Genomic DNA, 12,391 nt, shown 5'->3' with positions numbered 1-12,391 from the left:
GAATGCTATTAGAATTAAATGACGTAAGTAAAAGCTTTGGTGGCGTTGCAGCCCTCACAGGAGTATCTTTTGGCGTTAAACAAGGTGAAGTATTTGGTGTTATTGGTCCAAATGGTGCTGGTAAGACGACACTGTTCAACTTGATTACAGGTGTATTCCCAGTAAGTTCAGGCGAAATTGTTTTTGATGGTATGTCTGCTGTAGGGATTAAGCCTCATAGAACTGTTGAAATGGGCATTGCTCGCACATTCCAAAATATTCGTCTCTTTGGCAATATGACAGCTCTTGAAACTGTTTTAACTGGTATGCATTGTCGCACCGGCTCTGGATTCCTATCTAGCTTTTTGAAAACAAAACGTCAACGTATTGAAGAAGAACGTTGCCGTGGTATTGCCTATGAGTTTTTAAAGCTTGTAGGGCTTGAAGATGATGCGGAAGAGGTTGCCACATCATTACCGTATGGTAAGCAACGTCGTCTTGAAATTGCTCGTGCCTTAGCTACACATCCGCAGTTAATCTTGCTTGATGAACCGGCAGCCGGTATGAATGATAGTGAAACTGAAGTTCTGCGTCAATTGATTGGCAAGATTCGTGACCTAGGTATTACTGTTGTGGTTATTGAACATGCCATGGAATTAATGATGAATATCTGCGATCGTTTGGTAGTACTTAACTTTGGCAAGAAAATTGCCGAAGGTACACCTCAAGAAATTCAAAATAATGAAGCTGTAATTGAAGCATACTTAGGAAAAGAAGAGGTGTAATATGTTAAAACTAGAAAATATTGTGGCTGGTTATGGACATATTACAGCCTTAAAAGATATAAGCCTAGAGGTTCCACAAGGTTCGATTGTATCTCTTATTGGTGCTAATGGTGCCGGTAAGACTACTACGATGAAGACTATTATGGGACTTGTAAAACCCACATCTGGTCGAGTGATTTTTGAAGGTCAAGATATTACAGGTCGTCAAACTCATCAAGTTGTACAAAATGGTATCTCATTAGTTCCTGAAGGACGTCAAATACTACAAGATATGAGTGTTTATGAGAATCTTGAAATGGGTGCTTATACACGTAAAGATAAAGAAATCGAAGCAGATATTAAAAAGGTATTTAAACGATTCCCTATTCTTGACGAACGAAGCTATCAATTGGGTGGTACTTTATCTGGTGGTCAACAGCAAATGTTAGCTATTGGTCGTGCACTTATGGCTCGTCCAAAGTTGTTATTACTAGATGAACCATCTATGGGCCTTGCGCCTTTAGTAGTAAATGAGATCTTTGAAACCATTAAAGAAATTAGTGCCGATGGAACAACAGTTCTTTTAGTAGAACAAAATGTACGTCAAGCATTAAAGATTGCTGATTATGCGTATGTTTTGGAGACTGGTAAAATGGTATTATCTGGATCTGCTGATGAAGTTCGCCATAATCCTCGTGTTATGGAAGCTTATTTAGGCGGTCGTGTTGAATAAGTAATTATATAAAGCGATCATTAGTGTCAAAAACTTTGAATAAGGTGTATATACTAGATTTCTAGTATATACACCTTATTTTTTATCACTAATTCTGATATAAATAGGAGCACTATGTGAGCTGATAATGAAGTGAGTTTATAAAATTTTTATTATTTTTGAGAAAATCAATAATAAATCTAGTGAATTAGGAATGAAAAAAGCAAATAATCATTAATGAACATATATTGAAAATACTGTATTTTTAAGGAATCGTTGTTGAAGATTTTATGAAGTTCACCTGGAGGATACTAGATTTGTAGAAGTATATTTAAAAAAATGATAAAATAGCATGACTGATTTTTTAGATATAAGATACATCAATAATTAAGTGATGAATTAAATAAGTTGAATAAAAAAGAGGTAAGTATGAAGAAGAAACAGTATATGATGATGGCTACATTCTTATGTACTACAACAATGGCTATGGCTGCACCAGTTAATATAAATACTAATCAGCCTTATAATGCTAAGAATGTACAAATGGAAGGCCATGCACCATTGGAAACTAGCGCATCTGTAATTAGCTCTGATAAAGAATATCGTCTGCGTCAAGGCGATGAACTGAATATTCAAGTGGTTCAGCAGGCAGAGCTTGGTACGCGTAATGGTAATGACATTGTGTATACCGTCAGACCAGATGGATATGTATCGTTTCCTATGGTTGGTGCTGTAAAAGCAGATGGCTTAACTGTAGATGAATTTACAGCTGAATTACAGCAAGGTTTGTCTCGTTATATCATTAATCCTGATATCACAGTAAATGTATCGAAATTGGGCGGTGTTCGAGTATATGTATTTGGTGAAATTAACAAGCCTGGCGCCTATACGTTGACTAAATCTAGTACAGTTATTGATGCGATTGGGGCTGCAGGTAGTTTTAACTGGGATACAGCAAAGAAGAAAATTTACTTGATTCATCAAGATAATCCAGAGAAACCGATTCCTATCAATTTGAATCGTATTTTACAAACAGGAGATATGTCTGAAAACTACATCATGCGTGAAGGTGATATTCTTTACTTAACTAAGAATAGTCGTATCAACTTTGCTCGTGATATTGCTCCAATCTTAACAGGGGCTTATATGGTATCACGAATAGGTAAGGATTAAAGATAAGGCGATATCTATCATATAAGGGGGCGTTTTTTTGCGTTCATATTTATTACCATCCATATTGTTTATTACCGATATTGTGACGATTGTAATCGTTGCTTTTATCAGTCTTTTTATTCGATTTGATGGACACATAGAACCTCAATATATTAATCAAATGGTAAATGCACTTCCGTTATTACTTATTTCGTATATGTTGATGTTCTTGATAATGCATTTATATACACGTATTTGGCGCTATGCAGGGATGCGAGAGGTATTAGCAGTATTTGTAGCGACTACAATTGGTACGGCTTTATTCTATTCCTCTATGTTTGTATTTGGTAAGTCATTACCACGTTCCATCTATTTTATTACATGGTTCCTTACTACAGGTGCTGTTGGTATGGGACGTATGTTGCTTCATTATGTGGCACTTCACTATAGCAGTGGGGATGATGGTGAAAGTGGCCAAGTGAATACATTGATCATAGGCGCCGGTGATGCAGGTGCAACTATAGCTCGTGAAATTGAACGATATCATAAGCGTTCTCGTCGAGTGATTGGTTATGTTGATGATGACATGTTTAAACATAATCGTCTTATGAATGGTTTTAGAATTCTCGGTAATCGTGAAGATATTCCAGCATTAGTTGCTAAATATAAGGTAGAAGAAATTATTATTGCCATGCCTTCCGTGAAGCGAGATATTATTCAAGAAATCATGGAAATCTGTTCTCCCTTAAAATGTAAAATCAATATTTTACCGGGGATGTATCAATTACTTGATGATGAAGTTCTTGTATCTCATTTACATCCTGTTTCAATCGAGGACTTGTTGGAGCGTGATGAGATTCAGCTCGACACGTCCAAGGTTGAAACATATCTTAAGGATAAAGTGGTTTTAGTTACTGGTGCAGGGGGCTCTATTGGTTCTGAAATTTGTCGTCAAGTTTTACGTGTAAAGCCTAAAAAGCTATTGCTTCTAGGTCATGGTGAAAATAGTATTTATCTTATTCATCAAGAATTGCGCAATATTGCGCCCCAAGATACCTTGGTTCCAATCATTGCAGATATTCGCGATAAGAATCAATTAGAACAAATTTTCAAAAACTATAATCCTGATGTAGTATTTCATGCGGCAGCTCACAAACATGTGCCTCTTATGGAAATCCAGCCAATTGCTGCGGTATTAAATAATATTTATGGTACTCGTAATGTTGCGGATGTAGCCGGAGCTCATGGGGTAGATCGATTTGTTATGATTTCCACGGATAAAGCGGTGAATCCAACTAGCGTTATGGGCGCTACAAAACGGGTTGCTGAAAAAGTTGTACTTGGTATGAATCACACATATGATACTAAGTTTATAACAGTTCGTTTTGGTAATGTACTTGGTAGCCGTGGTTCGGTTATTCCTTTATTCCGTAAACAAATTGAAGCAGGTGGTCCTGTAACCGTTACAGATCCAGAAATGACACGTTATTTCATGACTATTCCTGAAGCCAGTCAATTAGTACTTCAAGCTGGTGCCATGGGGAATGGAGGAGAAGTGTTCCTTTTGGATATGGGTGAACCGGTTAAAATTGTCGATTTGGCTAAGAATATGATTCGCCTTTCTGGCTTTGAGCCTAATAAGGATATTCGTATTGAATTTACTGGCTTACGTCCAGGTGAAAAGTTATATGAAGAACTATTAACTGCCGGAGAAGGTACGAATACTACTACGCATAAGAAAATTTTTGAAGCAGCTCTAGAAGATGTTGATCAAGAATGGCTGAGTCGTGAAATAGAGCGCTTTGATACATGTAAAACCGATATAGATGTGATTAATGTATTGCAGGATATCATTCCTACATACGATCCAAATCATAATGTATAGGTCGTGGATGATACATTTATTACCCGATATATGTATAAGACTATTTTAATTTTGATACATTGTGCCTTTATTGAGAGGGTTAGGTACAGTTAATATTCTAAGTGGGAGAGACCCTGTTGTTTGTATACTTTTACAGAAAGGGGTATATGGGTGGAACAAATTATTGATTTAAAAGAGGTAGGCAGAGTCCTCATTAAAAAGCGCAGTAAAATTATTAATATTACGGTAGCATGTATGGTTTTAGGTGGTGCGTATGCCTTTCTTGCACCATCTACATATCAATCTACATCGATGTTGCGCATTAAACAAGCTCAAGGTTTGAGCAATTCTGTATTATCTAGTGCTAATGCCTATTCTGATTCTATGTCTCGTCAATTGATGAACACAGATGCAGAAATTTTAAAAAGTCGTAATGTAGTAGAGCCAGTAATTACTGCTATAGAAGATCCTGAAGGTACCGGTAATGCGCCAACATATGAAGATTTTGTTAAAACTCGCATTGAAACTAAACCGTATAAAGAAACCGAGTTATTGCAAGTAAGTGTAACAGGTAAGTCTCCTGAGCAAGCACAAGAAGCTAATCAATTACTTATTGATACCTTCTTGAAACGCCTTGCTGAAATCTCTCATGTTGAACAACGAACTACTCGTGAATTCTTACAGAAACGCGTTGTTACTGCGAAATCTGAATTAGAGCAAGCAGAAAAGAAATTACAACAATTTCAAATAGATAATAAGGTGTACTCCACAGCAGATCAAATGAAAGGCTTAACTGATAAGATTACTCTAATTGATCGTGAGAAGGCTCAAAATCAACTCGATTTAGAAACGGCACAAGCTGCACTTGACAGTATCAATGAGCAATTAGGTTCTGCAGGTAAAAGCATCGCTGATAGTGCTACGGTTCAAGCCTACAAGGGTCAGTTAGCAGATTTAGAATCTCGTAAAGCTTCTTATATTGGTAAATATACTGATGAACATCCTGCGATGAAAGAAATTAATCAACAAATTGAAGAAGCTAAAAGTGGTCTAAATGCTGAAATCAACGCTATTGCATCTCAACAAGCACCTTCAAGCAATTCTGCACAACAAGGCTTGCTAGCGGATAAGTTTAAAAATGAAGCTGCGTTAGCTGTAGCTCAAGGTAAACAATCTACATTAGCTGAGCTAGATAAAGCAAACGAAGAAGCTATAAAAGGACTACCTGAAAAAGAACGTGGTTATATTCAAGCAAAACGTGATGTAGATGTGGCACAAGATATCTATCAAATGTTATCTACTCGCTTAGAAGAAGCGAAGGTAGCAGAGGTTATGGTACCGAATGAAGTTCAAATCGTTGATTCTCCTACATTGCCAGAAAAGGCGATTGCACCACGTAAGATTCTTATTATATTAGGCTCTGCCATTTTAGGCCTCATCTTTGGTTGCCTCTATACATTGGGCCAATTCTTCGGTAATCGCAAAGTTCAATCTGTACAAGAAATTAATGATATTCTTGGTATTCAAAACTTGGGCGTAATTCCAAATCATAAAGAAAAAGAATACGAAGAGCCTAGTAATCGTATCGTAGTATTGTTGCGCAAAGTAAGAGGTTAATATGATTAGACTAATTTCTAATGAACGTGGTGATACACCACTTGTGGAAGCATACCGTACATTGCGTAGCAATCTTCAATATGTATGTAACCAACATAAATGTAAACTTATTTGTATTACTGCGGCTACTAGTGGTGAAGGAACTTCTGAAGTGGCAGCTAATACAGCATTAGCTTTATCTAAAAATAATAATAAAGTTCTTCTAGTAGATGGTAATCTACGCAATCCAGCACAACATATAGCCTTTAATGTACAAAATAAAGGTCTTACCAATGCGGTGATGATGGATGAAGATTTGACGATTCATCGTAATGTAGTGCCTCATTTGGATGTGCTTACGGCGGGTGAAGTTGTTGAATATCCATCTGATATTGTAGATTCTAGCAAATTACCTACGATTTTTGAGTATGTACGTGATGAATATGATGTGGTTATCATCGATACACCACCCGTATTGTCTGTTACAGATGCCGTTGTATTGGCCGAAAAATCAGATGGTGTAGTGTTAGTTGTTAAAAATGAAGTAGTTAGTCCAAAAGATTTGATTGAAGCTAAGAAACGGCTTTCACAAGTAGGCATTCCTCTTTTAGGATCCATCGCGATTGACGCGTAATATAACTGTTTTGATTAACATTCTATGTGATAAATCAAGCGTATCAATATGGTACAGAAAGTATTGAGGTGATTTATATGAGAATTAATTTTTCTCCTCCAGATATTACAGAGTTAGAAATCAATGAAGTCGTTGAAGCCTTAAAAAGTGGGTGGATTACGACAGGTCCTCGTACTAAAGAATTAGAAAAAAAGATTGCTCATCAGTTAGGTACACCTAAATCCGTTTGTTTAAACTCTGCTACGGCAGCGCTTGAAATGTCTCTTCGCGTATTGGGGATTGGACCTGGAGACGAAGTCATAACTAGTGCCTATTCCTATACAGCTAGTGCAAGTCCTGTTGTTCATGTGGGCGCCACATTAGTGCTTGTTGATACACAGAAAGATGCTTATGAAATGGATTACGATGCAGTAGCTCGCGCTATTACACCAAAAACAAAAGCAATCATTCCCGTTGATGTTGCAGGTGTACCTTGCGATTATGATCGACTACGCTCCATTGTGGATGAAAAGAAATCTCTCTTTACACCTGCTAATGATATTCAAAAAGCAGTAGGTCATATTCCTATTGTGGCTGATTGTGCTCATTCCTTTGGGGCCTCATATAAAGGGGTACAAACAGGTAATGTTGCAGACTTTAGTAGCTTTTCCTTCCATGCAGTAAAAAATTTTACTACTGCTGAAGGCGGCTGTGCTACATGGCGTCATATAGATGGTATTGATGATGAAACTATTTACAAGCAATTCCAATTGCTATCTTTGCATGGTCAAGATAAGGATGCTCTTGCAAAAACAAAAGCAGGTGCTTGGGAATATGATATTAAAGGTACCTATTATAAATGTAATATGACGGATATCATGGCGGCTATTGGACTAGCTCAATTTGAAAGATACCCAAAACTTTTGGCACGTCGTAAAGAAATTATTGAAGCTTATGATACAGCATTTAAGGATTTACCTGTTACATTGTTGAACCATTATACAAATGAGCATGAAAGTAGTGGTCACTTGTATTTAGTCCGTTTAGACGGCCGTGATGCGCAATACCGCAACAAGGTTATTGAAGCTATGGCTGAGGCTGGCATTGCGACGAATGTCCATTATAAGCCAATTCCAATGCATACGGCTTACAAAAACTTAGGCTTTACAATCGATGATTATCCAAATGCTTATGACCAATTTAAAAATGAAATTACATTGCCACTTCATACGCTCCTTACAGATGAAGAAGTGCAATATATCATTAAACAGTTTAAAAGGATTATTACCGAATGCTAGTAAAGAACTTTCATGATCTACCAAAAGAGCTTCAGTGTGAAGCGGTTCGTCCCTATTTTGAAATATTAAATCAAAGGCGTATAAGCCTTCTTTGCAAAAGCATTTTTGACCGCGTAATGGCAGCGGGAATGCTTATTACATTAAGCCCTATATTCTTGGTACTAGCCATCATGATTAAACGAGATAGTGAGGGAGAGGTTTTTTTTCGTCAAACTCGAGTGACACAGTACGGTCGTACCTTTGGCATCTATAAGTTCCGTACTATGGTAAAGAATGCGGAATCTTTAGGTGCACAAGTGACATCACAAAATGATATGCGTGTTACGAAGGTAGGCAATATGCTTCGCAACTGTCGTCTCGATGAATTGCCTCAGCTTATTAATATCCTTTTAGGAGATATGAGCTTTGTCGGTACAAGACCTGAGGTTCCACGTTATGTGGCTGCTTATACAGATGAAATGAAAGCTACCTTATTATTACCTGCTGGTGTTACCAGTGTTGCCAGTATTACTTATAAAGATGAAGATCAACTTTTACAAAATGCTCAGAATGTTGATGAAGTCTATATAAATGAGGTTTTACCGGGTAAGATGGCTTGGAATTTAAGGAGTATTAAGGAGTTTTCTTTTTTACAAGATATAAAAACGATGATTGATACAGTATTAGCTGTATTACGTTGAAAGAGGTCCCTATGAGTACATCTATGACAAAGGAAATACAAGAAAAAGAGCTGAATATGTTACTGTACTTTAAAGAGTTCTGTGATAAACATAATTTGCGCTTTTATCTTTGCGGCGGTGGTCTCATTGGGGCTATACGTCATAACGGCTTTATCCCTTGGGATGATGATTTAGATCTTTTCATGCCTCGTCCAGATTATGAAAAGTTAGCTAAATTATGGCCAAAATATGCTGATACTGAACGATTTACGTATTGTCGTACTGATCGCAATCATATCTATCATGATGCAGGAGCTTCTATTAGAGACAATAATACGACTTTTATCAATCGTCATAGTATGCATGAAGATGTTTGTCATGGTTTGGCACTTGAAATTATGCCTATCGATGGCTGTGCACCCGGCAAAATTAGTCGTGCATTGCAGTTGATGTGGGCCATGACTTTTGCACTCTTTAATGCACAGCGTTTGCCTGATAATAAGGGACCAACATATCGCGCTTTAGCGGGTTATATTTATAAAATCTTTTCAAGTCAATCTATACGCTATCATATTTGGCGATTTGCAGAAAAGAGAATGACTCAATACGACTTTGATACGAGTGATGAGTGTACGGAGTTAATCGGTAGCTTAAAAGGTATGAAGCTACGTCATCCTAGAGAGGACTTTGCTTCTGTTGTATATAAAGACTTTGAAGGTCATCAAATACCTGTTATGAAAGGGTATGAGAGATATTTGCGCCTTATTTGGGGCGACTATATGCAATTACCACCTGTAGAGCAACGTGTAGCAAAACATGATGCAGTATTTGCTGATTTACATACACCTTACAAGGAGTATAAAGGCATACATTATGCCAAAAAAGAAGCTCAACCATAAGGAGGGCCTATGAAACGAATAGCAGTAATCTTTGCGGGTGGCGTAGGTGCTCGTATGAAAAATAGCAAGACGCCAAAACAATTTTTAGAATGGAACGGTAGACCGATTTTGATTCAAACCTTAGATGTATTTGAACAAACGGAGACTATTGATGGGATTGTTCTTGCCTGTAAAGTAGAATGGATTGATTATACAAAGCAACTCATAGAAAAGGCGGGGCTACAAAAGGTATTATCCATTGTGCCTGGTGGTGAAAGTGCTTTGGAATCCCAATATAATGGGCTAGTAGAGGCTAAGCGTTTATTTCCTGATGATGCGGTGACTGTATTGATTCATGATGGGGTTCGTCCACTTGTAGATAATTCTACTATAGAGAGAAATATAGAATCTGTTGAATCAAAGGGGTCTGCCATTACTGTTACTCCAGCTATAGAAACGGTTATGGTTACCCAAAATGGTTCTATTAACCGCATTTTAAATCGTAATGAATGTCTCATGGCTAAAGCTCCTCAGAGTTTTAGATTAGATGATATTATATCAGTTCATAATCGTGCAAAAGATGAGGGCATTCATGACTTTATTGATTCCGCATCGATGATGATGCACTATGGATATACTCTATATCCTGTATTAGGGGAAACTGAAAATATAAAGATTACAACTCCATCTGATTATTATATGTTCACAGGGATTATTAAAAATCGTGAGCTAGGAGGATTAAAAGATGAGTAATTCCGTTATTCAACGTGAGTTAACGGCTTTAGTACATGAAAAAAATTACTTTCATTTCCTCCGTCATCAACGCATTCTTATAACAGGTGCAACGGGGCTTATTGGATCGATGTTTATAAAATTACTTATACTTGCCAATGAGACTCATGACCTGGATTTAAAAGTGATTGGTCATGTGCGAAGCCATGAAAAGGCAAAAACCATTCTCGGTGAGTATTTAGACAATAAGTCGTTAACCCTAGTAGATGGCTCATTAGAATCTATTGATGTGCCATGTGATTATATTTTGCATGGAGCCGCACCAACACAATCTAAGTTTTTTGTAGAACATCCAGTAGAAACTATCCGTACCTCTATTTATGGTACGGAGGCCATGCTCGAGTTAGGCCGTCGAAAAAAGGTAAAAAAAGTAGTTTATTTATCTAGTATGGAACAATATGGTGTACCTTATGAGTCTGGTCAAGTTATGACTGAAGACCGATTAGGGTATCTTGATCATCTAAATGTTCGTAGTTCATATTCTGAAAGTAAGAGACTATGTGAATGTTATTGTAAGTCCTATGCTGTGGAATATAGCGTTCCTGCTGTAATAGCTAGACTAGCTCAAACCTTTGGTCCAGGTGTTCCAGTAGCTGATAATCGCGTTTTTATGCAGTTTACTAAGAGTGCTATTAAAAAAGAAGCTATTGTACTTCATACAAAGGGTGATTCTATGTCGAATTATTGCTATATTACTGATGCCTTAACTGGGCTTTTAACTCTTTTAAAAGAGGGACTACCTGGTGAAGCATATAATGTTTGTCATGATGAGGAGACGCGTTCTATTGCAAGCATTGCTCATTTAGTGGCAACTCATGTTAGCAATGATAAGAGTGAAGTCATCTTTGATATTCCAAAAGATGTACAAGGGCTTGGCTATGCGCCGACAGTGCATATGTTCTTAAGTTCTAAGAAGTTAAAATCCCTAGGTTGGCAACCTAAGGTATCAATGGCACAAGCTTATATAAGACTAGCTGAATATATCCAAGAGGAAGGCTTATGAAAAAGGAAATAATAATTGTCACCATCTCCCTTGGTAATGATGGGGCTGAACGAATCTTAACAGAGTTGGCTCGTCAGTGGGTACATGATGGTCATCATATTACAGTTATCCAAACAAGCCCTAATCGATATGGTAATGAATATGCGTTAGAGGAAGGTATTGAACAAATCGAAATTCATACTACAAGCTCTAATAAAGTTATTCGCTTTATGCAAGAAATAAAAGAACTAATCAAAATCTTAAAGACTAGGCCAAATGCGACATGCTTATCTTTTTTGTCTGCATCGAGTTTTATCTTATCGATTAGTTCTTGGTTTATAAAAAATCGCATTGTTTTTTCTGAACGCAATAACCCGCGTATGGTACCTATTGGGTGGCATCAACAAGCGTTGCGCAATTTTGCTTTTCGATTTGCAGATGCACTAGTATTTCAAACGGAAGATGCTCGTTCTTATTTCCCAAAATATGTCCAAAATCGCGGTGTTATTATCCCCAATCCTATTAATGGTAAATTGCCGTCACCCATAGAAGGGGAACGAGAAAAGACAATCGTTACAGCTTGTCGTTTGCATCCGCAAAAGAATTTGCCTATGATGATCAATGCCTTTAGTATGTTGGCAGATGAGTTTCCAGAATATAAACTCGTCATTTATGGTCAAGGTGTATTAGAGGATGAACTACGAGCTCAAATTAAGTCTCTTAATTTAGAGAATCGCGTTTTATTGCCTGGATTTGCTAGTAATATTTTAGAAAAGGTAGCCCCTTGTTCCATGTTTGTATCATCTTCTGATTTTGAAGGCATTTCAAATTCTATGTTGGAAGCATTGGGCATGGGTCTGCCGGCAGTAGTTACAGACTGTCCTGTAGGCGGTGCTCGTATGGTAATTAAAAGTGGAGAGAATGGTATCCTTGTGCCTGTAGGTGATACGCAGGCTATGTATGAAGCTATGCGCAGTATATTAAAAGATCCTGCACTAGCGGCTAAACTTTCACAGAATGCCATCAAAGTACGCGATGAATTTCCATTATGGAAAATCGCAAAACGTTGGTTAGAAGTTTTATGAGTTGTAAGGAGGAGAAC

The 12,391-nt window shown here is 37.4% G+C and carries 12 protein-coding genes; all 12 read left to right on the top strand.

Annotation, left to right across the window (positions count from 1 at the left end):
* The first annotated feature begins 2 nt into the window (after window positions 1-2).
* Window positions 3-764, top strand: a complete 762-nt coding sequence (locus tag ACMKPP_RS08740; RefSeq protein WP_004693372.1) for an ABC transporter ATP-binding protein — start codon at window positions 3-5, stop codon at window positions 762-764.
* Between the two features lies 1 nt (window position 765).
* Window positions 766-1,476 carry an ABC transporter ATP-binding protein gene (locus ACMKPP_RS08735; protein ID WP_004693374.1) on the top strand — a complete coding sequence of 237 codons (711 nt, stop codon included), beginning with the start codon at window positions 766-768 and terminating at the stop codon, window positions 1,474-1,476.
* A 408-nt stretch (window positions 1,477-1,884) separates the two neighbouring features.
* The gene (locus tag ACMKPP_RS08730) at window positions 1,885-2,628 is read left to right on the top strand and encodes a polysaccharide biosynthesis/export family protein (RefSeq protein ID WP_287528668.1); all 744 of its coding nucleotides are present in this window, start codon (window positions 1,885-1,887) and stop codon (window positions 2,626-2,628) included.
* A 37-nt stretch (window positions 2,629-2,665) separates the two neighbouring features.
* Window positions 2,666-4,492 (top strand): polysaccharide biosynthesis protein, encoded by a 1,827-nt coding sequence (locus tag ACMKPP_RS08725; RefSeq protein ID WP_287528667.1) that lies wholly within the window; start codon window positions 2,666-2,668, stop codon window positions 4,490-4,492.
* 150 nt (window positions 4,493-4,642) lie between these two features.
* The gene (locus ACMKPP_RS08720; protein WP_418369611.1) at window positions 4,643-6,088 is read left to right on the top strand and encodes a GumC family protein; all 1,446 of its coding nucleotides are present in this window, start codon (window positions 4,643-4,645) and stop codon (window positions 6,086-6,088) included.
* A gap of 1 nt (window position 6,089) precedes the next feature.
* A complete protein-coding gene (locus ACMKPP_RS08715; RefSeq protein WP_101928163.1) occupies window positions 6,090-6,701 on the top strand; it encodes a CpsD/CapB family tyrosine-protein kinase in 612 nt (203 codons plus the stop codon).
* Between the two features lie 77 nt (window positions 6,702-6,778).
* Complete coding sequence (locus ACMKPP_RS08710) at window positions 6,779-7,978, top strand: DegT/DnrJ/EryC1/StrS family aminotransferase (RefSeq protein ID WP_004697277.1); 1,200 nt, start codon at window positions 6,779-6,781, stop codon at window positions 7,976-7,978.
* Window positions 7,972-8,658, top strand: coding sequence for a sugar transferase (locus ACMKPP_RS08705; protein ID WP_004693385.1), 687 nt, complete (start codon window positions 7,972-7,974; stop codon window positions 8,656-8,658). The genes ACMKPP_RS08710 and ACMKPP_RS08705 overlap by 7 nt, the downstream gene beginning before the upstream one ends.
* Window positions 8,659-8,669: 11 nt before the next feature.
* Window positions 8,670-9,536, top strand: coding sequence for a LicD family protein (locus ACMKPP_RS08700; RefSeq protein ID WP_101928164.1), 867 nt, complete (start codon window positions 8,670-8,672; stop codon window positions 9,534-9,536).
* Between the two features lie 9 nt (window positions 9,537-9,545).
* Window positions 9,546-10,268: an IspD/TarI family cytidylyltransferase gene (locus tag ACMKPP_RS08695; RefSeq protein ID WP_418369610.1), complete on the top strand. Its 723-nt coding sequence runs from the start codon at window positions 9,546-9,548 to the stop codon at window positions 10,266-10,268.
* A complete protein-coding gene (locus ACMKPP_RS08690; protein WP_418369609.1) occupies window positions 10,261-11,310 on the top strand; it encodes an NAD-dependent epimerase/dehydratase family protein in 1,050 nt (349 codons plus the stop codon). The genes ACMKPP_RS08695 and ACMKPP_RS08690 overlap by 8 nt, the downstream gene beginning before the upstream one ends.
* On the top strand, window positions 11,307-12,374 hold the full coding sequence (locus ACMKPP_RS08685; RefSeq protein ID WP_101928167.1) for a glycosyltransferase: 1,068 nt from the start codon (window positions 11,307-11,309) through the stop codon (window positions 12,372-12,374). Before ACMKPP_RS08690 ends, ACMKPP_RS08685 begins: the two co-directional genes overlap by 4 nt.
* Window positions 12,375-12,391 lie beyond the last annotated feature (17 nt).

Source organism: Veillonella parvula, assembly GCF_048309325.1.
GTDB classification, from domain to species: Bacteria; Bacillota; Negativicutes; order Veillonellales; family Veillonellaceae; genus Veillonella; species Veillonella parvula_T.
Note: the sequence above shows the minus strand (reverse complement) of the source record. Positions and strands in the feature narration are given on the sequence as shown.